At 59.9% G+C, this 22,711-nt stretch carries 27 protein-coding genes and 1 pseudogene; 25 read left to right on the top strand and 3 right to left on the bottom strand.

Annotated elements, in window-relative coordinates:
- The 14 genes from CHB99_RS26390 (at position 1) to CHB99_RS26325 (ending at position 10,973) form a co-directional block, all read left to right on the top strand.
- Positions 1–552 carry a phage protein Gp27 family protein gene (locus CHB99_RS26390; RefSeq protein WP_042127344.1) on the top strand — a complete coding sequence of 184 codons (552 nt, stop codon included), beginning with the start codon at positions 1–3 and terminating at the stop codon, positions 550–552.
- A complete protein-coding gene (locus CHB99_RS26385) occupies positions 549–2,168 on the top strand; it encodes a phage protein (RefSeq protein WP_042127342.1) in 1,620 nt (539 codons plus the stop codon). Before CHB99_RS26390 ends, CHB99_RS26385 begins: the two co-directional genes overlap by 4 nt.
- Positions 2,165–3,661: a phage portal protein family protein gene (locus CHB99_RS26380; RefSeq protein ID WP_042127340.1), complete on the top strand. Its 1,497-nt coding sequence runs from the start codon at positions 2,165–2,167 to the stop codon at positions 3,659–3,661. The genes CHB99_RS26385 and CHB99_RS26380 overlap by 4 nt, the downstream gene beginning before the upstream one ends.
- A 2-nt stretch (positions 3,662–3,663) precedes the next feature.
- Positions 3,664–4,482: a phage head morphogenesis protein gene (locus tag CHB99_RS26375; protein ID WP_042127338.1), complete on the top strand. Its 819-nt coding sequence runs from the start codon at positions 3,664–3,666 to the stop codon at positions 4,480–4,482.
- Positions 4,479–4,961 carry a phage virion morphogenesis protein gene (locus CHB99_RS26370; RefSeq protein ID WP_042127336.1) on the top strand — a complete coding sequence of 161 codons (483 nt, stop codon included), beginning with the start codon at positions 4,479–4,481 and terminating at the stop codon, positions 4,959–4,961. Before CHB99_RS26375 ends, CHB99_RS26370 begins: the two co-directional genes overlap by 4 nt.
- A 200-nt stretch (positions 4,962–5,161) precedes the next feature.
- Positions 5,162–6,289 carry a peptidase gene (locus tag CHB99_RS26365; RefSeq protein WP_245655638.1) on the top strand — a complete coding sequence of 376 codons (1,128 nt, stop codon included), beginning with the start codon at positions 5,162–5,164 and terminating at the stop codon, positions 6,287–6,289.
- Positions 6,290–6,304: 15 nt separating this feature from the next.
- Positions 6,305–7,228: a major capsid protein gene (locus tag CHB99_RS26360; RefSeq protein ID WP_042127334.1), complete on the top strand. Its 924-nt coding sequence runs from the start codon at positions 6,305–6,307 to the stop codon at positions 7,226–7,228.
- An 8-nt stretch (positions 7,229–7,236) separates the two neighbouring features.
- Positions 7,237–7,560, top strand: a complete 324-nt coding sequence (locus CHB99_RS26355) for a hypothetical protein (protein ID WP_042127332.1) — start codon at positions 7,237–7,239, stop codon at positions 7,558–7,560.
- The gene (locus tag CHB99_RS26350; protein ID WP_042127330.1) at positions 7,557–7,889 is read left to right on the top strand and encodes a DUF2190 family protein; all 333 of its coding nucleotides are present in this window, start codon (positions 7,557–7,559) and stop codon (positions 7,887–7,889) included. The genes CHB99_RS26355 and CHB99_RS26350 overlap by 4 nt, the downstream gene beginning before the upstream one ends.
- 2 nt (positions 7,890–7,891) lie before the next feature.
- The gene (locus CHB99_RS26345) at positions 7,892–8,323 is read left to right on the top strand and encodes a gp436 family protein (RefSeq protein WP_042127328.1); all 432 of its coding nucleotides are present in this window, start codon (positions 7,892–7,894) and stop codon (positions 8,321–8,323) included.
- The gene (locus CHB99_RS26340; RefSeq protein ID WP_042127326.1) at positions 8,323–8,808 is read left to right on the top strand and encodes a Gp37 family protein; all 486 of its coding nucleotides are present in this window, start codon (positions 8,323–8,325) and stop codon (positions 8,806–8,808) included. Before CHB99_RS26345 ends, CHB99_RS26340 begins: the two co-directional genes overlap by 1 nt.
- Positions 8,805–9,038 carry a hypothetical protein gene (locus CHB99_RS26335; protein ID WP_042127324.1) on the top strand — a complete coding sequence of 78 codons (234 nt, stop codon included), beginning with the start codon at positions 8,805–8,807 and terminating at the stop codon, positions 9,036–9,038. The genes CHB99_RS26340 and CHB99_RS26335 overlap by 4 nt, the downstream gene beginning before the upstream one ends.
- Positions 9,028–10,449: a phage tail sheath subtilisin-like domain-containing protein gene (locus CHB99_RS26330; protein WP_042127322.1), complete on the top strand. Its 1,422-nt coding sequence runs from the start codon at positions 9,028–9,030 to the stop codon at positions 10,447–10,449. Before CHB99_RS26335 ends, CHB99_RS26330 begins: the two co-directional genes overlap by 11 nt.
- The gene (locus CHB99_RS26325) at positions 10,449–10,973 is read left to right on the top strand and encodes a phage major tail tube protein (protein WP_042127320.1); all 525 of its coding nucleotides are present in this window, start codon (positions 10,449–10,451) and stop codon (positions 10,971–10,973) included. The genes CHB99_RS26330 and CHB99_RS26325 overlap by 1 nt, the downstream gene beginning before the upstream one ends.
- Here CHB99_RS26325 and CHB99_RS26320 read toward each other — a convergent pair whose 3' ends face one another.
- Positions 10,974–11,417, bottom strand: a complete 444-nt coding sequence (locus tag CHB99_RS26320; protein WP_042127318.1) for a hypothetical protein — start codon at positions 11,415–11,417, stop codon at positions 10,974–10,976.
- Positions 11,418–11,763: 346 nt separating this feature from the next.
- On the opposite strand from CHB99_RS26320, the gene CHB99_RS26310 reads away from it, so the two are divergent.
- Positions 11,764–12,102, top strand: coding sequence for a phage tail assembly protein (locus CHB99_RS26310; protein ID WP_084702843.1), 339 nt, complete (start codon positions 11,764–11,766; stop codon positions 12,100–12,102).
- Between the two features lie 35 nt (positions 12,103–12,137).
- Here the strand turns inward: CHB99_RS26310 and CHB99_RS26305 are convergent, their stop codons facing one another.
- Positions 12,138–12,398 (bottom strand): hypothetical protein, encoded by a 261-nt coding sequence (locus CHB99_RS26305; protein WP_042127312.1) that lies wholly within the window; start codon positions 12,396–12,398, stop codon positions 12,138–12,140.
- A gap of 19 nt (positions 12,399–12,417) precedes the next feature.
- Between CHB99_RS26305 and CHB99_RS26300 the strand changes: the two genes are divergently transcribed.
- From CHB99_RS26300 to CHB99_RS26255, 10 genes are read left to right on the top strand one after another with little or no spacing between them, the layout of a single operon-like run.
- Positions 12,418–15,435, top strand: coding sequence for a phage tail tape measure protein (locus CHB99_RS26300; RefSeq protein WP_245655637.1), 3,018 nt, complete (start codon positions 12,418–12,420; stop codon positions 15,433–15,435).
- Positions 15,435–16,319: a phage tail protein gene (locus CHB99_RS26295; RefSeq protein WP_042127310.1), complete on the top strand. Its 885-nt coding sequence runs from the start codon at positions 15,435–15,437 to the stop codon at positions 16,317–16,319. Before CHB99_RS26300 ends, CHB99_RS26295 begins: the two co-directional genes overlap by 1 nt.
- Before the next feature lie 2 nt (positions 16,320–16,321).
- Positions 16,322–16,528 carry a tail protein X gene (locus tag CHB99_RS26290; protein ID WP_042127308.1) on the top strand — a complete coding sequence of 69 codons (207 nt, stop codon included), beginning with the start codon at positions 16,322–16,324 and terminating at the stop codon, positions 16,526–16,528.
- On the top strand, positions 16,516–17,628 hold the full coding sequence (locus CHB99_RS26285) for a phage late control D family protein (RefSeq protein ID WP_042127306.1): 1,113 nt from the start codon (positions 16,516–16,518) through the stop codon (positions 17,626–17,628). Before CHB99_RS26290 ends, CHB99_RS26285 begins: the two co-directional genes overlap by 13 nt.
- The gene (locus CHB99_RS26280; RefSeq protein ID WP_042127304.1) at positions 17,628–18,161 is read left to right on the top strand and encodes a phage baseplate assembly protein V; all 534 of its coding nucleotides are present in this window, start codon (positions 17,628–17,630) and stop codon (positions 18,159–18,161) included. Before CHB99_RS26285 ends, CHB99_RS26280 begins: the two co-directional genes overlap by 1 nt.
- A gap of 60 nt (positions 18,162–18,221) precedes the next feature.
- A complete protein-coding gene (locus CHB99_RS26275; RefSeq protein ID WP_042127302.1) occupies positions 18,222–18,599 on the top strand; it encodes a GPW/gp25 family protein in 378 nt (125 codons plus the stop codon).
- Complete coding sequence (locus CHB99_RS26270) at positions 18,583–19,704, top strand: baseplate assembly protein (protein ID WP_042127300.1); 1,122 nt, start codon at positions 18,583–18,585, stop codon at positions 19,702–19,704. Before CHB99_RS26275 ends, CHB99_RS26270 begins: the two co-directional genes overlap by 17 nt.
- Positions 19,697–20,278 carry a phage tail protein gene (locus tag CHB99_RS26265; RefSeq protein ID WP_042127298.1) on the top strand — a complete coding sequence of 194 codons (582 nt, stop codon included), beginning with the start codon at positions 19,697–19,699 and terminating at the stop codon, positions 20,276–20,278. Before CHB99_RS26270 ends, CHB99_RS26265 begins: the two co-directional genes overlap by 8 nt.
- Positions 20,278–21,507, top strand: coding sequence for a glycine-rich domain-containing protein (locus CHB99_RS29990; protein WP_141137344.1), 1,230 nt, complete (start codon positions 20,278–20,280; stop codon positions 21,505–21,507). Before CHB99_RS26265 ends, CHB99_RS29990 begins: the two co-directional genes overlap by 1 nt.
- 12 nt (positions 21,508–21,519) lie before the next feature.
- On the top strand, positions 21,520–21,957 hold the full coding sequence (locus CHB99_RS26255) for a tail fiber assembly protein (RefSeq protein ID WP_052419503.1): 438 nt from the start codon (positions 21,520–21,522) through the stop codon (positions 21,955–21,957).
- 641 nt (positions 21,958–22,598) lie between these two features.
- Here CHB99_RS26255 and CHB99_RS30730 read toward each other — a convergent pair.
- A pseudogene (locus tag CHB99_RS30730) lies at positions 22,599–22,711 on the bottom strand (IS110 family transposase); the annotation flags it as partial.

The raw sequence follows: 22,711 nt of genomic DNA, 5'->3' as shown, positions 1-22,711 counted from the left end.
ATGGCGGGTAAATCCTCAGTCAGTCGGCTGCCGCCAGTGGTCAAGGCATACCTGCAGAAGCTGTTGCGCGAAGACCGGATGACCCTCGACGAGATGATCGAGGATCTACGCAGCCGCTTCCCCAACGAGAAAGTGCCGAGCCGGTCTGCACTGGGCCGCTTCAAGGTCGGCTTCGAACAACTCACGGAGAAGGCTCGTCAGCACCGCGAGCAAGCTGAAGCCTTCGTCGGCGCCCTGGGGGAAGACTCAAGCGACAAGACCGGCGCTCTGCTGGTTGAGGCCATTTCAACGCTGACATACCAGGCCGCCATGGGCGCCCATGAAAAAGACGAGGTGACCATCAAGGAGGTAGCCACGTTAGCCAGGGCGGCGAAAGCGACCATGGAAGCCAGGACCCTCAGCGTGAAGGAGCGCCAGTTTATCGAACGTGCCGCTCGCGAACGTCTCCTGCAGGAACAGGCCGCCGAGCTGGACAAGGAGGTCCGCAGCGGTGGCATGGACGAAGAGCAGGCCCTGTTCTGGCGGCAGAAGTTCCTCGGGGTCAAAGTATGAGCGCTCCGGTGGTGAAGCCCAGCACCAGCACCGTGCGCGTCGTTGAATGGGACGAACTGCCGGACTCCGTTCGATCGATCCCTCAAGGCTACAACCCAATCACCGAAGGCCTGCTGATGTCGCACCAGGCCGATTGGCTGGCCATCGACGCGCAGATCAAGCTGTGTGAGAAAGGTCGCCGCACCGGCATCACCTTCGCCGAAGCCCTAGATTCGGTGATTACCGCCGCGTCCCGCAAGAGCGCGGGCGGCATGGACGTGTTCTACGTCGGTGACACCAAGGAAAAGGGTCTGGAGTTCATCGGCTATTGCGCGAAGTTCTCCCGCGTCATTGCCGAGGCTCAGGCATCGGGTGTCAGCGAGATCGAAGAGTTTCTGTTTGAGGACCAGGACGAATCAGGCAACACCCGCCAGATCAATGCCTACCGCATCCGCTATGCCTCCGGCTTCAAGATCGTTGCACTGTCGAGCAACCCTGCGAACCTGCGCGGTCTGCAGGGCAAGGTGATTATCGACGAAGCGGCCTATCACCGAAATGTGTCTGCCGTGCTCGATGCCGCGACGGCATTGCTGATCTGGGGCGGTCGTATCGTCATCATCAGCACTCACAACGGCAAAGCCAATGCCTTCAACGGCATGATCAAGGACATCCAGGAAGGCCGCTACGGGGATGCCGCCGTGGTCTACAAGGCGACCTTTGACGACGCTGTCGCCAATGGTCTGTACGAGCGGCGTTGCATGATGCGCGGCGAAGAGCCCACCGCCGAGGGCAAGGAAGCCTGGTACAAGAGCATTCGCAACGCCTACGGCCCCCGCAAGGCGCAGATGCGCGAAGAGCTGGACGCGATCCCGCGAGACGGCAACGGTGTCTGCGTACCGGGTGTGTGGATCGAGGACGCCATGCGTCCTGACCGACAGGTCTTGCGTCTGGCCCTGGACGAGAGTTTCACCCAGCAGGCGGTCTATCGCCGCGAGGCTTATATCGAGACCTGGATCGAGCCGCATCTGCTGCCGTTGCTCAAGCAGCTAGACCCTGAACTGCGCTGGTACCTGGGCATGGACTACGCCCGCCACCGTGACTTCTCGATCATCTGCCCAATGTCGGTTGACCAACAGCGCCACCGCGATGTGCCGTTCGTGGTCGAGATGCACAAGGTGCCCACACGACAACAACAGCAAGTGCTGTTCACCATCCTGCGCGGGTTGCCCAACTTCATCAGCGCGGCCCTGGATGCCTCGGGCAACGGCGAGACACTGGCCGAGGACACTGCAGACGAGTTCGGACATGAGCGTATTCACCAGGTGAAGTTGTCGCGTGCCTGGTACGGCGCCTGGATGCCGCGCTTCGTTGGCCTGTTCGAAGACGGCACCATCACGTTGCCCAAGGACGACTCGTTACAACAGGACATCCGCGCCATCGAAACCGTGGATGGTATCCCGATGATCGTCAAAGCACGCCAGCAGGACTTGAAAGACCCGGAGCTGTACCGCCACGGCGACTTCGCCGGGGCCGGTGTGCTTGCCAACTTCTCCACCCTGGACAGCGCGTCTGCTCCAGTCAAAGTCAAATCCCGCCGCAGTCGCGCGGCATCTCAGATCTTCCAGGGGTACGCATGAGCAGCAAGGGCCTGTGGGTCAGCCCCACCGAGTTCGTCACTTTCGCTGAGGCAAGGGGCGACAAGAGTCTCACCGACCACATCGCCAGCCGTGGCCGCAGCTTCGATGCGCAAGCACTTGGCATGTACCTGCCCAACCCGGACCCGATCCTCAAGGCCCAGGGTAAGGACGTCAAGGTCTACCGCGACCTGCGTAGCGCTGCCCTGGTGGGCGGTAACATCCGGCGCCGCAAGTCCTCAGTACTCGCTCTGGAGCGGGATCTGAAGCGCGGGCAAGCGCCTGTGCGGGTAGAACGCTTCGTCCGCGGCTGGCTGGCCGACCTCGACCTGGACCGCATTGTCCGCGAGCTGCTCGATGCCGCGCTGTTCGGCTATCAGCCGGTCGAACTGATGTGGAAGTCGGTCGGCCTGCACCTTGTGCCCGACGATCTCCTGGGCAAGCCTGCCGAATGGTTCCTGTACGACCAGGACAACCAGTTGCGCTTCCGTGCTCGCGATGCGGGCATCCAGGGCGAGCTGTGCGACCCGCAGCGCTTTATCGTCGCCCGGCAGGATGCGACCTATAACAACCCGTATGGGTTCGCTGACCTGTCGATGTGCTTCTGGCCAGTGGTGTTCATGAAGGGCGGGCTGAAGTTCTGGGTCCAGTTCACCGAGAAATACGGCAGCCCGTGGCTGATCGGCAAGCATCCGCGTGGTGCGGCGACAAAGGAAACCAACGACCTGCTGGACAGCCTGGAGCAGATGGTCCAGGACGCAGTTGCTGTTATCCCGAACGACTCAAGCGTCGAGATCAAGGAGGCCGCCGGTAAGACCGGCAGTGCCGATGTCTATCGCGAACTGCTGATGTACTGCCGCAGCGAGATCAACGTAGCGCTGCTCGGCCAGAACCAGACCACCGAAGCAAACTCGAACCGCGCCAGCGCAATGGCCGGACTGGATGTGACCGAGGACATTCGTGACGGGGATGCCAGCATCGTCGCCGCAACGCTCAACGCTGCGATCCGCCTTGTGGTCGATCTCAACTTCGGTGAAGACGTTGACGCCCCGATCTACGAGCTGTGGGAACAGGAGCAGATCGACAAGACCCTGGCAGAGCGGGACAAGTCACTGACAGAGTCGGGAGTGAAGTTCACCGCTGCTTACTGGCAGAGGACCTACAACCTCCAGCCAGGCGACATCGTTGAAGTCGCCCCGGTCACCCAGCCCGAGTTTGCCGAAGCCCCGAGCCTTCGCCCGGTCCTGGATCAATACGCACTCGACCAGGCTATTGGAGGCCTGGCTGCAACGGAGCTGCAGCAGCAGGCCGAGCAGGCGTTGCTTCCTGTGATCGAGGCGCTGCAGCAGGACCGCGACGAGTCCGAAGTGCTGGGATTGCTGGCTGAGCTGGCTCCAGACCTGGACACCAGCGGATTGCAACAGAACCTCGCCCGGTTGATGTTCATCGCCGACACCTGGGGCCGCCTGAGCGCCTCGGCTGACCTGGAGGACTGAGCATGGCCAAGCCGGTCAATCCCGTTGACCTCAAGGCGATCTTCGGCCTTGAGCCTGCTGCCGCGATCACGTACTTGAAGAGCAAGGGCTATGCGATCACCTGGGACTGGCAGGACATGCTTGATGCTGCTCACGACCAAGCTTTCACTGTTGCAAAGGCGATGCGCCTGGACCTGCTGTCGGATATCCGCGAGTCCCTTGAGCGTGCGCTGAAGGAAGGCCGGACATTAAAGCAGTTCACGACTGAGCTGCAGCCGATCCTCGAAAAACAGGGCTGGTGGGGTAAGCAAGTGATCGTCGATAGCCAGGGCGAAGCTGAGCTTGTGCAGTTGGGCAGTCCGTACCGGCTCAAGACCATCTACCAGACCAACCTGCAGAGCGCTTACATGGCCGGTCGCAAGGCTGCCATGGAGGACGCGAGCGAAACGCATCCCTACTGGCGGTATGTGGCGATCATGGACGGCAAGACACGGCCAAGCCATGCCGCACTCAACGGCGTCGTGTATCGCCACGACGACCCGGTCTGGTCAGCAATCTACCCGCCGAACGGATTCAACTGCCGCTGCCGCGTCACTGCACTCTCTGAAGCTGCCATGAAACGCCGCAAGCTGACGCTCGTATACAGTGCCGACACTGTGCGTCAGGAAACTGTTGAGGTGGGAGTGAACAAGCGCACTGGGGAAATCAGGACAGCTGAGGTCACCGTAGTGAGGGTTACCGGATCGGATGGCAAGGTCCGCCAGTTCCGCACTGACCCAGGATTCAACCATAGTCCAGGCGAAGGCCTGGCCGACGTACTGAAGGCGAAGGGGGCTGCATGATCACGCTTGAACTTGATCACCAGGATATTCAGCGAGCACTTTCCAGGGTCGAGTGGGCTGTCGGTGAGCTGGCACCATTGATGCGGGGTATCGCTGCCGAGTTCGCCAGCATCACTGAAGAGAACCTGGAAGACGAAGGCCAATCAGGTAACGCATGGCCGACGCTATCCGATGTCACCACAGCGAACCGCGAGGCCGCAGGTACTTGGCCAGGCCAGATGCTCCAGATTAGCGCAGGCGGACTGGCTGCCTCGATCACGACTCATGCCGATAGCAGCAGCGCCTTGGTCGGCAGCAATAAGGTGTATGCGGCGATGATGCATTTCGGGGGCGAGAAGCAGGAGTTCCCGAACCTGTGGGGCGATATCCCGGCGAGGCCCTATCTCCCCATGGACGAAGACGGCAAGTTGCAACCCGAGGCCGCAGAGTCGATCCTGGATCTCGCACTTGCTCACCTGGAAAAGGCCGCTCGCCGGTAGCGGCCTCTGGAGCGCCAAAGCTGTTCGGGCGCTCCGGTTCATCCGGCAATCGCCTTGCAACGCTGTTTGCTGCTTTACAGGGCTTTATAAAACCTAGTCCGTATGCTGTCCGGCGCTTCACTTCTCATCTGTAGCCAATCCCCAGCATCGCCACTCTTTAAACCCGATTAAAAGTCAGGCCGGCATCGGCAGGTCAGGCTGTGCGCATCGTCATCAAACGCAGCGCGCAGCTCATGAAACCACTGCACATCTTCAAATCTGGCAAGCACGTCGCCGCATCAGGTGACAGTTTCAACTTCAGCGAGTCGGACATAGCGGCAACTGTCCTGGCATATGACCCAGCCCTGCACGAAGCGCCGCTGGTGTTTGGCCACCCTAAGCACGACGCCCCAGCCGGCGGCTGGGTCAAGTCACTGGCCATTTGTGCTGACGGCTTGGAGGCTGTACCGCACGAAGTTGATCCGGCTTTCGCCGAGCTATTGGCCGGCAAGCGATACAAGAAAATCTCTGCTTCTTTCTATCACCCCGACTCGGCGAACAATCCCGTCCCCGGCGTGTACTACCTGCGCCATGTCGGCTTCCTCGGTGCGCAGCCGCCAGCCGTAAAAGGCCTACGCCCCATCGAGCTGGCCGATGGCGAAGAAGGCGTCATCGAGTTCGGCGACTTCGGTCACGAAGCCAACGCCTCGATGTGGCGCCGCCTACGCGACTGGCTGATTGGCGAACGCGGCCTGGAAGTCGCAGATCAGGTCATCCCTGATTGGCAGATCAGCAGCCTCGCCGAGGCTGCGCGTGAGCACGAACCGCGCCCGTCCTTTTCTGAACCCACCCCACCCATCACCGAGGAATCCATCGTGAAGCCCGAAGAGATCGCCGCCCTGCAGGCGGAAAACGAGCGGCTGAAAGGCCAGGTGCATCAGCACCAAGAGCAGACCCGAAAATCTCGCCTGGAAGGTATCCATAAAGGCCATGTCGCCTTCGCAGAGGGCCTGATCAGCGAAGGTCGCCTGCTGCCCAAACACGCCCCCGCACTGATCGCCGTCCTCGACTTCGCCGAGTCGAGCGACCAGCCCCTGGAATTCGGCGAAGGTACCGAACGCCTGCCGGTCGCTACCGGCCTGAAGGCGATTTTCGGCGACCTGCCAAAGCAGATCGACTTCGCCGAAAAGGCCAGCAAGGGACGCCACGGCGGTGGCTCGGTCAAGGCCGACCTGGAGTTTTCCGAGAAGAACACCGACCCCGACCGTCTCGACCTGCACCAGCGTGCGGCGGCGCTGGCCGCCGAGAAAAACATCCCTTACGAGTCGGCCGTCCGCCAACTCATCTAATCCCCAGGAGCCACCATGGCAGATCGCTTGAGTAAACTCCGGGTCGTCGATCCGGTACTGACCAACCTGGCGCGGGGCTACCGCAACGCCCAATTTATCGGCGAAGCCTTGTTCCCAATTGCGTTCATGGACAAGGAAGCAGGTGTCATTCCGCTGTTCGGCAAGGAAGCATTCGAGCTGTACGACACAGAGCGAGCGCTGCGGGCGCAGTCCAACATCATGAGCCCGGATGATGTTGACGGACTGGACGTGGTGCTGCGCGAGCATGACATCGCATATCCGGTGGATTACCGGGAACAGAGCGAAGCCATGTTCGACGCGGAGGTGCGGGCCTCTCGCCGTGTTGTCGACATCATCGACCTGCGCCGTGAGGTCGCCTGCGCCAAGCTCGCACAAAACCCCGGCACCTACCTGGCTGGCGCCAAGGTCACCCTGGCCGGCTCCAGTCAATGGAGCAATGGTGGTGGTGATCCGGTCCAGGATGTGGAACGTGGCAAAGAAGTCATTCGCAGCCGTATCGGTGTCCGTCCCAACACCATGACCATGGGCGCCTCTGTGTATGCCTCGCTCAAGTTCCACCCGAAGCTGCAGGAAGCACTGGGCAGCAACGAGCGCAAGCTGATCACCCTGGAGCACCTCAAAGCCCTGTTCGGCATCCCTGAAATCCACATCGGTGAGGCGTTGGCCAACGTCGGCGCCGTCGGTGATGTCTGGAGCGACAGCCTGCAGTTGGCTTACGTGACCAAGCCGCAAGGCGGTACCCAGGCCAGCTACGAAGACCCAAGCTTCGGTTACACCCTGCGCCGCAAGGGCATGCCCGAGATCGACACCTTCGATGCGTCGGGCGGCAAGCTCCACTACGTGCGCAACACCGACATCTACAAACCCGTGGTCGTCGGCGCCGATGCTGGCTACCTGATCTCCGATGTCAACGGCTGAGGTGACCCATGGCTGCGAAATCCACGCCCCAGGAACAGAAACCCGAGGCAGTCCAGGATCTGGAGCCGAAACCTGCCCAGGCCTCTGATGCGCCGGGAACTGGCACCACTGATCAGGATCGGCAAGCCTCGGCCAACGGCGGTGCGCCCCTGGACCCCGAACCCGAGCCGGAACCTGAGCCCGCAACGCGCGGCTACCGGGTCACCACCCGCAGTGATGTGCTGCTCAACGGCCAGCTGTACACCGAAGGTGCCGAGCTTCTGCTCGCCGATGCCGTGGCGTTGCCTCTGCTGAAAAACGGCTGCATCAAGCCGAAGGAAGGTATCCAGTGAAGACCAAACAAACTGTGCTCACTACCTCGCTGCTCGCCCTGGTCGACCTGCCGCGTCACCGTTTCGCAGGCCTGGACGGCGCTCTATGCGCTGCCGGCGCCAAGTCCCTGGGGACGGTGGCGGTGGACACCGAAGCTGGCAACGTCGCCCCCGTCGATGTCCTGGGTATCTGCCTGGTCACCAGCGCCGGGGCGATCACGGCAGGTGTCGAAGTCGAGTCGGATGCTACAGGTCGTGCTGTCGCACTGAGCACCGGAAAAAGCAACGGCATCGCCCTTGATGTTGCCTCGGCGGCAGGCGAAATCATCCGCATCGTGCGCGGGATCTGACCATGCGCTACTGCACCCGCAACGACATTGGCCGGGCGATCCCAGAGCTGACGCTGGTCCAGCTCTCGAATGATGATCCCACCGCCGAGGCCCCTGACGAAGGCGTGATCGAGGACGGTATCCGCCAGGCCGAGGAACTGGTGGACGGCTACCTGCGTGGCCGCTACGACCTGCCACTCGATCCAGTGCCAACCGTGTTACGGGATGCCGTGGTGCTGCTTGCCAGGCACTGGCTCTACCAGCGCCGGCCAGAGGGCGCCATGCCTGATGCGGTGAAGGACAGCCGCAAGGACACCATCAAGCTGCTGGAAAGCATCCGTGATGGTGTCGTCACCCTGGGCATGCCCACCGGTCAAGCAGCACCCGAGCCTGGCGAAATCCGTGTCCGCTCCCGTCGTCAGCAGTTTGGCGATGATGTCTGGAGGGGCTACTGATGGCGCCGAAGACTCAGACCACGGTACTGCAGGAGGCGCTGCTGGCTCGCTTGCAGGAACACTTCGCTCGGGAGCTGTCGGTGGAGCTGTTCCCGGAAGCACCAGGACAGTACCGCCTTAACCACTCCCGTGGCGCCATCCTGGTGGCATACGGGCGCAGCAAGTTCAACAACTCCGATGCAACCGATGCCGCTTTCCAGGAACGCCAGTTGGTCTTCCGTCTGACACTGGTGTTCCGCCAGCTCAATGGCAAGGACGGCGTCACCAGTTACCTGGACCGCATCCGCGAAGTGCTTACCGGCTGGTACCCACCACACTGCGACCGTGCATGCCAGCCATTGATGGAGCAGTTCCTGGGACACACCCAAGGCGTCTGGCAGTACGCCCTGGACATCGCCACTGGTGCAACCCAGATCCAGGTCGTGGCACCAGATAACAGTCCGCTCCTGATCCGCGCGGACTTCGAACAGGAGGGCTTTCAATGAAGCTCACTCGCTATATCTACAACGGTCCGCAGAGTGCAGCCTGTCTGCGCACCGGCAACGAATTGCTCGACGTACAGCTATGGCCAGGCCAGGCGGTCGATCTGCCTGCCGACCATGACTACACGAAAGTGTTGCTGGAGCTGAAGCACCTGACTCTGCCTGACACTGCAAAACCTGCGAAGCCAGGCGCTGCCGCGAAGAGCGAAGGAGATCAAGCCAATGGCAGCTAACTACCTGCACGGCATCGAAACGACGGAAGTCGAGCGCGGACCTCGCGGGACCCGTGTCGTCAAGTCGGCGGTCATCGCGCTGATCGGCACCGCGCCGACCGGGCCGGTGAAGAAGCTGACGCTGTCGCTCAACGACATCGACGGCGCCCAGTTCGGCAGTCACCTGCCGGGCTTCAGCATTCCCGAGGCGCTGGACGGCATCTACGACTTCGGGGCCGGCACGGTCCTGGTCTACAACGTCCTCGATCCCGCTGTGCATCGCACCAGCGTTCCTGGTGTCGCTGGCCAGTTCGCTGACAATGACCTCCTGCAGCTGGATCACGGCGCATTGCAGGCCCTGACTGTGAAGTCCGAAGACGGTAGCACCTCCTATGTCCTGGGCACCGACTACAGCGCCGATCTGCTCAGCGGTCTGGTCCGGCGCATCAGTACCGGTGGCATCGCAATCAATGGCAAGGTAAAGATCGATTACACCTATGCCGACCCCGCCAAGGTCACCCCTGCGGATATCATCGGTGCTGTGTCGGTCGCAGGCCAACGCAGCGGTTTGCTCGCCTTCCAGGACAGCTACAACGAGTTCGGCTTCTTCCCGAAGATCTTCATCGCGCCGGGCTTCAGCACTCTCAATGCTGTCAGCGTCGAGCTGATCGCCTCGGCAACCAAGGTCGGCGGCGTCACCTACATCGATGCGCCCATCGGCACTACCGTGCAACAGGTCATCTCGGGACGTGGGCCGGCGGGTGTGATCAACTTCAATACAAGCAGCGACCGTGCACGCCTGTGCTATCCGCACGTCAAGGTCTACGACGCAGCCAGCGGCGAGCGCTTGCAGCCGCTGTCGATCCGCGCCGCCGGCCTACGGGCGAAAGTCGACAACGACAACGGCTACTGGTGGAGCAGCTCCAATAAGGAGCTGCTGGGCGTGATTGGACTGGAGCGTCCCCTGACTGCCCGAGTCGACGACCCGAGCAGCGAAGTGAACCTGCTCAACGAGAACGGCATCACCACGGTGTTTAATTCGTTCGGCACTGGTCTGCGGCTGTGGGGCAACCGCACGGCGGCATGGCCGACCGTGACGCACATGCGCAACTTCGAAAATGTGCGGCGCACGAAAGACATCATCGACGAGTCGATCCGCTACAGCTCGCTCCAGTTCGTCGACATGCCGATCACGGACGCTCTGATCGAGAGCATCACCGAGAGCGTCAACCAGTTCATGCGCAAGTTGATTGGTGATCAGGCGCTGATCGGGGGTGAATGCTGGTATGACCCTGCACGCAACCCACAGACCGAGCTGGAACTGGGACACGCCCTGTTCAACTACAAGCTCACAGTGCCGCTGCCGTTCGAACGTGGCACCTTCGAAACTGAAATCACCGGGGAATACCTGGTCAACCTGGGAGCCTCGTAATGGCAGGGTACAGCGCACACCGCATCACCAACGCATCCCTTTACCTTGACGGCAACAGCTTCTTCGGACGGGTGGAGGAAGTTGACCTCGGCACGGTGAAGACTGTCATGAGCGACTTCCAGGGCCTGGGCATGGTAGGCCTGATCGAGCTGCCGGATGGCATCGACAAGCTGGAAGGCAAGATCGTCTGGAACAGCTTGTACTACGACGCTGCAAAGCGGTTCGCCACGCCGTTCAAGACGGTGCAACTGCAGCTCCGCTCCAACGTCCAGGTCTTCAACAGCGCCGGCCTGGTGGACGAGCAGCCACTAGTCACGCTGATGACCGTGATGTTCAAGGAGTACCAGCTGGGGACGTACAAGCCGCGCGATCCGACAAAGTTCGAATCGCCGTTCTCCTCGATCTACGTTCGACAGGTGCTCAACGGCAGCGAGGTGGTGTTGCTCGACTACCTGGCCAACATCTTCAAAGTCGGGGGTGTGGATCAGTTGGCCAAGTATCGGAAGAATATCGGGCAGGCGTGATTAGCCGGACAGACCGAAGTGAGAGGTAACTAGGCGGGATCCGACCGACAGTACCTCTCCAGCCAGGCTGCCCAGGATGCTCTTGGTCCCGCTCTTTGTGGCATCGACAAGCTGGTCGCCCAAGGATGGGCCTGTGGTGAGGCTGGCGGGCGTGGCCTTGAGTGCTTCAAGACCTTTCGCAGTGAGTATCGCATCCAGGTATCCGACGTTTTGAATCTTGGCTTGGAATTTCAGGTAACCCGCGTCGGCCAGCCAGTCAACGCTGGCGACGAAAAAACGACCAATTTCGTTGGGGACTTCGATGCCCAAGTGATCGTTCATCGAAAAACCGTCGATCACAAACTCACTGATCTTGAGGCCACGAGGTACAGGGAATTTCTCGTACAACGCGCCAAGCACCTGGCCGGCGAATTCATCAAACTGTTGGATATTGGAGGCGGTCATGTCCTTGACTCCTGGGCAAGAAAAGAAAAGTGTGCAGAGCATGGAAGACATCATGAGCTGCGTGGATATGCAGGTTCGCCGGGATTGCGATCTGATGCGTGCGCGACATTACTGGGAGAAGACCTTGGAGGAAACCCCCAGGGAGATCCTGGTGGAGGCACTGAGCCTGTCCCTGGCGACAGGCCGCTATCAGAAGACGCCTCGCTGTCGTTGCTGTAGAACCAGCTAACCCATCCAAGCCCCGCATCAGCGGGGCTTTCTCTTTAAACCCGATTAAAAGCCAGTACTACGACCAGGTGCGATGCTCAAGGCTCTTTCAGAGTAACCGATAAACCCGGAGCATCAGATGGCCGATCCACTCAGCATCCCCCTCAAGGTTCCCTTCACTAATGCCGTTGGCGTCCGCGTCGAATCGCTGCCGGTAAAACGCCTCAAGCGCAAAGACCTGGCAGCCGCACACACTTATTCGAAGGACGAAGTCGCCCAAGAGGACTTCCTGTTCGCCAAAATGACCGGCTTGACCGTGGAAGACCTGGGCGAACTGGACATCGCAGATTCGCGGGTCGTGAGTGACGTGTTTCGCGAAATGGCTGGCGGCGGAGACATCGCTGTTGTCCTGGGACGCCGCGCTGCTCCTGGTCCTGAGGATGCAGCCGTCGGAGATCCGCAGGCTGACCATGGATGACTACTGGCGGTGGTGCGAGGTGTGCGAGCGGGAGATCAATCGCCGCGTTGAAGCCGCCGAGCAGCTGAACCGGCGATAAGGGCAGTCAGTCCGGTAATCAATCCAGCAATCAGGGCACCACCTGCCGCAATGGGGGTGGCTGCCAGAGCCAGCACCGGCAGCCCCACGCAGAACATCAGTACCGCAAGCCAGAGCGGTAGATGAGCCAGGCAAAGCCAGGCGAGCCAGATCACACCCGCGCTAATTGCGAGTGCATAGAGGGTCTTGGCGGTGATCACAGCGACTTTTTCGAACATTCCAGCAGCGTAGCAAACTATGGCCAATGAAGTCCTGGTTGGATTAAAGATCGGCGCGGCGGTGTCCGGCAGCCTGCATGCCGCGTTCGGCACCGCGAAATCAACGGTGCAACAGCTCGGTCGTGCGACGGATGGCCTGACGGCAAAGCAGAAACTCATCGGCACAGAGCTCTCTGCCGCGCTTGCCCGTGGCGGTACTGGACTTGAGCGTATGCGCCGCCAGTACGACCAGATTGGCCGGAGCATCGAGCAGCTCAAACTCAAGCAAGAGCAGTTGAATATAAGCATTGCGCGTGGTGAGACGCTGAAAAATTCTCGCGTGGATCTTCGCGGCCAAGCAATGGAAACAGTCGGCACTGCTGTTGCCCTGGGGGCACCAATAGCACAGTCGATGCGGACTGCTATCGACTTCAAAGATCAGACAAACGACATCGCCATCACAGGCGGCTTCGATGATGCACAGGAAAAGGGCCTCGGCAATGTCATGAGAGGGGCCGCCCTCAAATGGAATCAAACCCAGACTGAAGTCGCGAAAGGTACTGCTGTGCTCATTGCTGGCGGCATTTCGAGTGCTAAGGAACTGGAAGCCTATTCGCCTTTAATGGCGAAGTTTGCAACAGCAACACGGGCTAGTATGGATGACCTTGGTTCGGTCGCGATTGCCCTGAACGATAACCTCGGCATTAGTGCTGCGGGGTTTGAACGCTCTATGAATATGCTGGCCTCCGCTGGCAAAAGCGGCCAATTCGAACTCGCCGACATGGCCAGATGGCTGCCTCAACTGACGCCTCAATTCGCAGCATTGGGCATCACGGGGGAGCGAGCCGTTGCTGAAATCGGCGCCTCACTCCAAATTGCCCGCCGCGGTGCTGGTACGAACGACGAAGCCGCTAATAACTTCAAGAACTTCCTATCCAAATTGACGGCCAAGGACACACTCAAGTCATTTGAAGGGGCAGGTATAAACCTGCAGAGCGCAATGACGAACCTCGTTGGTAAAGGACTTACGCCAGTCCAAGCGATGCTTGAGATCATCACTCAATATGTTGGAAGTAAAGGGCCGAAAGCAGCTGGCGAATTTCAGAAGGCCATGACCATCAAGGACGATGCAGAGCGAGAGGCCGCCCTAAAGCGTTTAAACGAAGCCTACAAGCTCGGTGAGCTATTCGCTGATATGCAGGTGCTCTCCTTTGTTCGGCCTGCTATGGCGAACCGTAAGGACTTGAACGAGATACAAAAAAAAAGCATCAGTGATGCCGACAAGGGGGTTGGTGATGCTGACTGGAAAAAACGCATGGAAAGCCCCAAGGAGCAGCTGAAACAGCTCAGGATTAACCTGTCCGACATCGGTATCTCCATTGGTAGTGCGTTGATTCCCGCGCTTGTTGACGTGACGAAAGCAGTCGTCCCTGTGATGCAGGCATTCTCAGCCTGGGCCAGCGAAAATCCCGAAGCCATCAAGGGAGTTGTCGGCCTTGTAGCTGGCTTGTTGGTCGGCAAGCTCGCATTCATCGGCCTGGCCTACGGCGTGAACCTGGTGCTGTCTCCCATTGTCGCCATGAGAACCACCATCACCAGCCTATCCGCCAAATGGACGCTCCTGCGCGCCATCTGGCAGATGGGCAAGTTCGCGCCCGTGATCACCGGGCTGACCCGCGTTGCTTCGGGAATCGGAACTGTGTTGCGCTTCAGCGGGCTGTTTCTGCGTGGTGTGGCGATGGCCTTCGGCGCGCCGCTGATGATGGCAGGTCGCGGCGTTCTGGCTCTGGGCAAAGTGCTGGGTGGAACGTTGTTGTTCGGCCTCAAGCTTGCTGGCCAGGCAGTCCTTTGGCTTGGCCGCGCGCTGTTGATGAACCCCATCGGCCTGGCGATCACAGGGATCGCCGTCGGTGCTTACCTGATCTACCGCTACTGGGCGCCTATCAAAGGCTTCTTCGCCGGCCTGTGGAGCGAGATCAAGACTGGGTTCAACGGGGGCCTCGCCGGCATCGTCGGCCTGATCGCGAACTTCTCACCCCTCGGGTTGTTCTACCGTGCGTTCAGCGGTGTCATGAGTTACTTCGGGGTCGAGTTGCCGGCGAAGTTCAGTGACTTCGGCGGCATGATCATCACAGGCCTGGTCAACGGCATTGGCAACGCTTTGACTGCTGCCAAAGAGTCGATTGTTGGTGTTGGCACGTCCATCAAGGGCTGGTTCACAGAGACGCTCGGTATCCAGTCGCCAAGTCGGGTGTTCATCGGCTACGGCGCGAACATCAGCGAGGGTGCAGCCATCGGGATCACTGGGCAGGCTGGACTTGTTCGCCAAGCCGCTCTTGGCCTGTCCGGGGTTACCGCTGTTGAGCTGGCGTCCCCCAAGGTTCTGCCACCAACGATGCCGTTGATGCCTGAGCCTAATGTGGTTGGTGTGATGCCGGCCTTTCAGCGACAGGTCTCGTTCGCGCGTGAAAAGCTGCCATCGCCGAATCTGCTGCCGTCGATGAAGCCCCAGATGTCAGAGACGTCTATCCAAGGCCTGTCGCCTGCAGTGCAGAACCGGGTCTCCCTCGTGCCTGAACGGCTACCATCTGCGAAGCTGTTGCCGTCGATGATGCCCCAGATGTCAGAGACATCTATCCAAGGCCTGTCGCCTGCAGTACAGAACCAGGTCTCGTTCGTGCCTGAATGGCTGCCATCTGCGAAGTTGTTGCCATCGATGATGCCCCAGATGCCAGAGACATCTATCCAAGGCCAGTCGCCTGCAGTGCAGAACCAGGTGTTACCACGCGCTGACATCACACCTCAATCACCGCAGCGCCCACCGCCACGCCCTGATGCAGTGTCTCTTGCAAGCCGTATGGGGGGGCCTGGCAGCGCCCAAGCCGGAAGTCCAGATAGCATGGTCGTTCACTACTCACCGAAGATAACGTTGCCCGCAGGCGCGCCGCCCCAGCAGTTTGATCAGGCCTTGCGAAGCAGCTACGACGAGTTCGTGCGTTTCATGGAGCGCTTTCAACATGATCAACGACGCCGCAGTTATGGCACAGGAGAAGTCTGATGTTTGCGATCCTGGGCGACATCGAGTTCACCGTCGCAGGCGGCATTGTTGGCATGGAGCTGCGCAGCGCTGCCGAGTGGGCTCAGCACGCCCGTATAAAAGGAAAGCCTCTCTTGGAGTGGGTCGGTGAAGGGCTGGACGAAATCAATCTGAGCATCGAACTGCACCCTCGGCTCGGAGATCCTGATGCCCGCTGGAAGGCGTTGCGCGAGGCGAAGGCGAACCACGAACCGCTCGCCCTGGTGCTCGGCAATGGTGACTACCTCGGCCCCCAAGTTATTGCGGACCTGAACCTGGTTCACCGCAGGATGACCGAGACCGGTCAGCTCGGTTCGTCCACAGTACAGCTGAGCCTTCGTGAATACACAGGGGCCTTCATTCGCAAAGTGCGGGCAACACCAGGTCTGGTCAGTCCGGACTTGGGTGGTACCCCTGCGGCAGCAGCTGGGTCGCCCGGTCTGTTGTCGAAATTCTTGCCATCCCCGACAACCACACAATTGGTAATCGGTCATGCAAAGACCGCTGCCAACATTCTCCAGGCCGGAAAGAACTTGTACGACCAAGTCAAAAGCGGAAACGCCTTGATGTTGCTCAATCAAGTGCCGCAACTGCTGGGTGTGACAGCACAGGTCATTGGGCCGCTGACGGGACTGACCGAAGCAGCGGGCTTGCTGAAGGACGGTGCGGACCTGGCCAAGGTAGGTGAAGAGGTCCTGGGCAATGTCATGGGCGCGCGCTCTAGCCTGAACCCCGTTGATCTCGGCAATATCGTCGAGCGCTTTTCGGCGTCTCGGGACTCTCTCGACCAGGCGCTGACGACAATGGATGGCGCCCGGACTCGCCTGGCCGGACTGGCTGCGCAAGTTATCACCAGGAAGGCCTGACCATGTTCCTCATCCACGTCACGACCGAGGGCGAGCGCTGGGACACTTTGGCTTGGCGCTATTACGGCGACGCACATCGCTACCAGCCCATCGTCCAGGCAAATCGGCATGTACCGTTGGATGCCGCGCTGCCTGCCGGTCTGACTCTGGCCATCCCAATGCTTGAACAACAACCCATTACCGAGGATCTCCCACCGTGGATGCGTTGACCCCGAACCAGGTTCCCGAAGCGCGGTTCGTGCTGAGCTATCAGCACCGCAACATCACCCATGACATCAGCCGGCACCTTGTATCCCTGACATACTCGGATTACCTCACCGGCCAGGCCGACAGCTTGGACATCGAGCTGGAGGACACCGAGGGGAAATGGACGGACGCCTGGTATCCGGGCCATGGCGACCTGCTCACCTTATCGATGGGTTGGCAGGGCAAGCCACTGCGCACGCTGGGCAACTTCGAAATCGACGAGGTGGAGCTGAATGCCCCCCCTTCGACAGTCAACATCCGCGCCCTTGGTGCCGGCATCCAGTCTGCACTGCGCACCACAGAACACCGTGCCTACGAAAACACCACGCTCGATGCCGTCGCAAAGCAGATTGCCGCACGCCAGGGCATGGAGCTTGTTGGGCGCATTGAGCCGATCAAGCTGGACCGGCTGACCCAGCAGGACTCTGACCTGGCATTTCTGCGCGAGCTGGCGGGGGAGTACGACTATGCGTTTAAGGTCGCTGGTAAACGCATGGTGTTTCACGCCATCAGCGACCTGGCCAAAGGCAAGCCGGTGGCCAGCCTGCCGCTGACCGAGCTGGCCAACGTTCGGTTACGGGACCAGATCACTGTCGTGCCACAGAAGGTCGCGGTCAAACACAAGGAGCCAGCACAGAAAAAGCTGATCTCCTACGACATCGTGAACGGCGAAACCGTGGCCGTGCCCAGCAGCTCCAGCAAGGCAACCACCAGTGCTGACACAAAGAAACAACGGAAGCGGGCTGCATCGGAAGAGGTGGCGAAAGCCAAAGCCAAAGCCGACCTGGCGCGCTCCAACCGTGAGCGAACCACCGGTGGGTGGACTGCGATGGGACGGCCTGAGCTGGTCAGCGGCAACGTTGTGACGCTGATCGCTGCCGGCAAGCTGGGTGGTGATTACTTGATCACCGCGGCACATCATCGCATTACACGCGATGGCGGTTATACCGTAGACCAGGAAGCATGCCGGGTGGCAGCGACATCGATCTCCTTGGCCAAGGACGGCGTCAAGCCTGACTTGGCACTATCAACCTACGGTCCGCAGCGTGAGGTCGTGGCCTGATGGGCGTTGAACTGGAGTACGGTGAGGTCAGCGCCGTGGACTATCTGACGTGTCGCATCCGTGTGCGCCTGGATGACCGGGACGGTGTCGAGAGCTACTGGCTCAATGTGCCACAGCGGAACTCCCAAGGAACGAAACGCCGCCCGTTGATGCCGGAGCTGGGCGAACAGGTGGCGGTGTTGTTGGACGCTGATGGTGTGGGCGGGGTCTATCTGGGGGGCATCTATTCAACTGCTGAGCCACCACCCGTGCTGGATCAAGACACGGACTATGTGCGATACAGCGATGGGACGGTTATCACCTACAACCGGGCTGATGGGGTAATGGAACTGGACAATGTCGGGGACCTGGTACTGACATGCGGTAGAGGCGTGACATTGAAGTCTGGTATGCCAGTGACCGTGAATGCACCTTCTGCAGCGCTGAAGATCCCTCTGGTCACGCTCGATGGCAATCTGCAGGTCAATGGCGATATCAATGCGACGGGCAAGGTCATGGACGTGGGTGGGAACTCAAGCAACCACTCTCATTGATACAGTGCTCTTTAAACCCGATTAAAAGCCGGTGATGTCCGACCTTCTCATCATTGGCGCATGACTACGCCAACTCCCTACACCGACATCACCGCCGCTCATTGGCAACCCGCCCTCGGCACCTCCGGCGAGGTGGTCCAAGGTCTGCGCGACATCGACCAGGCCATCCGCATCATCCTGACGACCCCAAAGGGCAGCGACTCACACCGCCCCGAGTTCGGTAGCGACCTGCACCTCTATATCGACTGGCCGACCAACCAGGTCACACCGTACCTGGTACGAGAGTCGATTGAGGCCATTCGCCGCTGGGAGACCCGCGTATCTGTTGTCCAGGTACAGGTTCAGATCGACGGCGCGGATATCATGCTGCGTGTGGTGTGGCGTGTGGCTGATGGTGTCGCCCAGATGACGGAGGTACCTTATGCGCGAGCTGCCTAAACCTGAGTTCGTCAAGATCGACCCGGCCGCCGTTGAAGCCGAATTGATCGCGCGCTATGAATCGAAGTCGGGCAAAACGCTCTATCCGGCGCAGATCGAGCGCCTCTTCATCGACCTGATCGCTTACACCAAATCGCGTCTGGACATGGCCGTACAGCACGCTGGCGAACAGCTCCTAGTGCGTTTTTCAAGCGGTCCGATCCTCGACTACCTGGGTGAACTGGTGGCGACACCGCGCTTGCTGGCACAACCAGCTCGATGCCAGATTCGCTTCAGCATGTCCTCGGCTCGATCCCTTGTGCTGATCATCAGTGCGGGCACGCGCGTCAGCACCCAGGATGGGAAGCTGACCTTTATCACTGAACAGGACGCTCAAATTGCGCCAGGGCAGCTTCAGGTCGTGGTGACCGCCACCTGCCTGACAGCAGGTACCCAAGGCAACGGTTGGGCCGTTGGGCAGATCAATGTGATCAGCAACAGTCCATTGCCAGGCCTGCTCGCGGCGAACACATCTGAAACCGCAGACGGCGCCGAGGACGAGGACGACGAGCGCTATCGTGAGCGCATCATTCTAGCACCGGAAGCATTCAGCAATGCAGGAAGCCGGGGAGCGTATCGGTATCACGCATTGGCGGTGCATCAGTCGATCATTGATGTAGCTGTGCATGGGCCAGACGACGGGCAGATTGACGGCCATGTTGCACTTTTCCCACTCACAACCTCGGGACTCCCGACTGCCGAGCTGCTGCAGCAGATCAAGAGTCAGGTTTCAGGTGAGAAGCTGCGGCCCCTTTGCGACACCGTACATGCCATTGCACCTACCGAGGTGCCTTACCAGATCAAGGCGCGTATCACCTTTTATGACAACGCTGATCGTGCTGAAGCAATGAAGGCGGTCGAGGCTCGTGCCGAGGCGTATGTCGTTGAGCGTCGGGCCGGCCTCGGCCGTGATCTTGTCCCGGAACAGATCACGGCGTTACTCCAGGTGAACGGCGTCTATCGTGCGGAGCTGGAGGCTCCTGCTTCCTTGCGCGAGCTGGCGAGCAATGAGTGGGCGAACTGCGGTTCGATTCTCCTGGAGGATGCAGGGGTAGCCTATGGCTAACCAACAGTTGCCAACTGCGCTGGCCGGCGATGAGCGTTTTGCTCTGCTCTGCGAGCTGCTCGACGAGACCTGCAGCAGTCTCGACATCAACACGATGCTCGTCTACCTGGTTGATCTGGTGAAACCGAACCTCCTGCCAGTCCTTGCGGATCAGTTCTCCCTGATTGACGAGGCTGCCTGGCTGTTGGCCGAGTCCGATGAGGCCAGGCGCAACCTGATCAAGAGTTCGGCCATGCTGCATCGATACAAGGGAACGCCCTGGGCCGTCAGGGAGGTCATCCGGTTGCTTGGCTTCGGCGAAGTAAGGATCCAGGAGGGGCTGGGTAACCAGACACACAATGGCTCGATCAAGCGCAACGGCAGCCATGTACACGGCGACCCATCCGCATGGGCACGCTACCGCGTGTTCCTGGACCGAGTCATCACCAACGACCAGGCCGCACTGCTGCGGCGTCTACTGCTTTCCGTTGCTCCTGCACGCTGCCGGCTGGTTTCGCTCGACTATCAAGCGGTCGCGATCCGGCATAACGGCGTTGCACGTCGCAACGGTACATACACCAGAGGAACTGTCTGATGGCTTCATTACCGGAACAATATGACTGGGCGCCAGGCATCTATCAGCTTGAGACTTCGGACCCTGTACTGGGCGGGCCGGAGGGCATCGACAACCTGCAGGCCAAACAGTTGGCGAGCCGAACACAATGGCTCAAGAACCAGCTTGCGGCTGGCGGAGTGAATGTTGTTGCGCCGCAGGTCGTGGGCAAAATCGCCGATCTAGGCGTGACCCGTTTTATTTCGACCACCGAGCAGACCACAGACCGGCCTGGCGGGATTGATTACGCCGCTGGCATACATGTGGCCTTCCCCGAAAACGGCTACGGCTTCGATTTGCTCGCTGGGGTCAGCAGCGAGCAATTCCTTGTTCGGAAAAATGTCCCCGGTGCACCCGGAGCATGGCGATTCCTTTTTCATAGTGGGAACTTCAACCCGGGGGAGAAGGCCGATAAAGCTACCTCTCTTGCGGGCTATGGTGTGACGTTTGCCACTCAGGGTGAGGCAGAGGCCGGATCAGACCCCAACAAGCCGATGAGCGCGCTGCGTGTGGCTCAGGCTATCGCTTCACGATTGTTCCAAGCCACCGAAACAGCATTGGGTATTGCAAAAATCGCAACCCAAGCCCTGGTCAACGCCAGGGTCGACGACAGCACGATGGTGACGCCTAGAAAGCTCGCGACCCAGCTCCCGCTTCGAGGTGTTGCGGTCTACGAAACGCCGGGGGTGTTTTCTTGGCTTGTACCGCCAGGCGTATCAAAGGCATGGGTTGAAGTGTATGGCGGCGGAGGCGGTGGTGCGATGAGCAGCACTGCGCCAGGTGCGAGTGGTGGTGGTGGAGGTGGCGTTGCGATGAAGCTGGTCGCACTCACACCTGGAGACGCGGTGATGATCACAGTGGGCCTTGGTGGCAATGGTGCGTCAGCGGACAAGGCGTCAGGCTCGGCAGGTGGAGCAAGTAGCTTCGGCTCCTTTTGCTCAGCTACGGGCGGTTTTGGAGGGCATGTGGACTCGACGTTGGGTGCACCTGGGACAGGTACCGGTGGAGATATCAACTATCGCATTGGCATCGGCGCTGGCCCTATCACGCCTCCTGCAGGTGGTCTGCATGGCGGCGCCGGTGGCGGTGGCGAGAGCGCTGCTGCCGGTGTTGATACAACCCGACCATCGCAACCAGGTATGGGCGGCGGCGGACGTATCTCTGGCGGTGGAGCACCTGGTGCCCACGGGGCCGTGAGGATTTATTACTAGAGGACCAGACTGATGTGGGCACGGATTGAGCAAGAAAAGGTTGCCGAGGTCACCGCGAATGACCCGGCAGGACGGTTTCACGAAGCGTTGATATGGATTGAGTGTGCTGGTGAGGTGCGTGAGGGATGGACGTATCAAGACCACCAATTCCGTCCACCGAGGCCATCACCGTATCACTCATGGGTAGACGGGCAATGGATGCTAGACCTGACTGCTGAAACCGAAGGGCTCAAGCAGCAGGCTCTTGCTGAGGTATCCAGGTTGATGGGCGCTGCGACTCAATCAATGGCGCCGTTGAAGGATGCTGTTGAACTAGATATCGCGACCCCCGCCGAGGTTGCACTCTATAGCGAGTGGCGGCTGTATCGGGTGGAGTTGAACCGGATCGAGCAGCAAGCTGGTTTTCCCCGTCAGATCACCTGGCCGGTCCTACCACTCTCCATCGGGTAACACGCCAGGCTCACTTCTGGAATTCTGTTGCAGGTGATGCAAAGAACTCGCAGGCCATTTATCTCGCGTTAGAGCGCGAATTTTTCGCGCTCGGCATCAATCAGGGACGATTTTTTTCATGGTTGTCTCATGCTCTGGTTGGATCGAAGGACACCTGCTGTCAAACAGGTGGGTGGCAGCTGTGCGCGGGTTGACAGACCAGAGAGCATGAGAGTCCTGGCGCACCCGAAGGTGCCCACACGCACAGCCGCCATGACGGTAGCTAGCGTTCATGCAATCCCGGCCTGTCAAAGCCGGTCGTTGAATTTGCAACGACCGGCGGAGACTAGGCACAGGTTTCCATGAGCGCAAGCGCTATCAGGGCGCAGGAGTATGCTTGGGAAATTGCCTACAATAAAGACGGAAATTACGCGGTTTTCGTAGCTTTTTATGACACCTTCGCAGCCCTCATCGCAGGCTTCGCCAGCTCCCACAAGGATCGAGTCGAGTCGCTGGTTTTACCTCGACGCCAAACCCTGTGGGAGCAACTGTCTTCGAGGACTTTTTTAAAAACGATTCCTCCAGACATAGCTTCGCCAGCAACACAGCTTTCCAGTGCTGCTGGCGAAAGCCCCGCTCAATATTTCAGTCCTGGTGCTTTTTCAGGCAGCGGGCGCCTGGTGTTGATGTTCCTTCCACGACACACCATCTCGCATCATGGCATTCAGACGTACCAGCAACACACGCATGCACGCGACTACAGCCTTCTTGGAGC

Origin of the sequence: Pseudomonas japonica (assembly GCF_900188455.1) — a bacterium.
In the GTDB taxonomy this organism is placed as follows: Bacteria; Pseudomonadota; Gammaproteobacteria; order Pseudomonadales; family Pseudomonadaceae; genus Aquipseudomonas; species Aquipseudomonas japonica.
The sequence above is the reverse complement of the archived record's forward strand: the minus strand, read 5'-3'. Positions and strand labels throughout refer to the sequence as shown.

Coding starts and splice junctions, on each gene's coding strand:
- CHB99_RS26355 (WP_042127332.1), top strand. CDS start 7,237: ATGGCTGCGAAATCCACGCCCCAGGAACAGAAACCCGAGGCAGTCCAG.
- CHB99_RS26270 (WP_042127300.1), top strand. CDS start 18,583: ATGCGCGAGCTGCCTAAACCTGAGTTCGTCAAGATCGACCCGGCCGCC.
- CHB99_RS26370 (WP_042127336.1), top strand. CDS start 4,479: ATGATCACGCTTGAACTTGATCACCAGGATATTCAGCGAGCACTTTCC.
- CHB99_RS26360 (WP_042127334.1), top strand. CDS start 6,305: ATGGCAGATCGCTTGAGTAAACTCCGGGTCGTCGATCCGGTACTGACC.
- CHB99_RS26290 (WP_042127308.1), top strand. CDS start 16,322: ATGTTCCTCATCCACGTCACGACCGAGGGCGAGCGCTGGGACACTTTG.
- CHB99_RS26295 (WP_042127310.1), top strand. CDS start 15,435: ATGTTTGCGATCCTGGGCGACATCGAGTTCACCGTCGCAGGCGGCATT.
- CHB99_RS26330 (WP_042127322.1), top strand. CDS start 9,028: ATGGCAGCTAACTACCTGCACGGCATCGAAACGACGGAAGTCGAGCGC.
- CHB99_RS26390 (WP_042127344.1), top strand. CDS start 1: ATGGCGGGTAAATCCTCAGTCAGTCGGCTGCCGCCAGTGGTCAAGGCA.
- CHB99_RS26255 (WP_052419503.1), top strand. CDS start 21,520: ATGTGGGCACGGATTGAGCAAGAAAAGGTTGCCGAGGTCACCGCGAAT.
- CHB99_RS26345 (WP_042127328.1), top strand. CDS start 7,892: ATGCGCTACTGCACCCGCAACGACATTGGCCGGGCGATCCCAGAGCTG.
- CHB99_RS26375 (WP_042127338.1), top strand. CDS start 3,664: ATGGCCAAGCCGGTCAATCCCGTTGACCTCAAGGCGATCTTCGGCCTT.
- CHB99_RS26335 (WP_042127324.1), top strand. CDS start 8,805: ATGAAGCTCACTCGCTATATCTACAACGGTCCGCAGAGTGCAGCCTGT.
- CHB99_RS29990 (WP_141137344.1), top strand. CDS start 20,278: ATGGCTTCATTACCGGAACAATATGACTGGGCGCCAGGCATCTATCAG.
- CHB99_RS26280 (WP_042127304.1), top strand. CDS start 17,628: ATGGGCGTTGAACTGGAGTACGGTGAGGTCAGCGCCGTGGACTATCTG.
- CHB99_RS26325 (WP_042127320.1), top strand. CDS start 10,449: ATGGCAGGGTACAGCGCACACCGCATCACCAACGCATCCCTTTACCTT.
- CHB99_RS26320 (WP_042127318.1), bottom strand. CDS start 11,417: ATGACCGCCTCCAATATCCAACAGTTTGATGAATTCGCCGGCCAGGTG.
- CHB99_RS26275 (WP_042127302.1), top strand. CDS start 18,222: ATGACTACGCCAACTCCCTACACCGACATCACCGCCGCTCATTGGCAA.
- CHB99_RS26305 (WP_042127312.1), bottom strand. CDS start 12,398: ATGTTCGAAAAAGTCGCTGTGATCACCGCCAAGACCCTCTATGCACTC.
- CHB99_RS26380 (WP_042127340.1), top strand. CDS start 2,165: ATGAGCAGCAAGGGCCTGTGGGTCAGCCCCACCGAGTTCGTCACTTTC.
- CHB99_RS26300 (WP_245655637.1), top strand. CDS start 12,418: ATGGCCAATGAAGTCCTGGTTGGATTAAAGATCGGCGCGGCGGTGTCC.
- CHB99_RS26310 (WP_084702843.1), top strand. CDS start 11,764: ATGGCCGATCCACTCAGCATCCCCCTCAAGGTTCCCTTCACTAATGCC.
- CHB99_RS26265 (WP_042127298.1), top strand. CDS start 19,697: ATGGCTAACCAACAGTTGCCAACTGCGCTGGCCGGCGATGAGCGTTTT.
- CHB99_RS26385 (WP_042127342.1), top strand. CDS start 549: ATGAGCGCTCCGGTGGTGAAGCCCAGCACCAGCACCGTGCGCGTCGTT.
- CHB99_RS26340 (WP_042127326.1), top strand. CDS start 8,323: ATGGCGCCGAAGACTCAGACCACGGTACTGCAGGAGGCGCTGCTGGCT.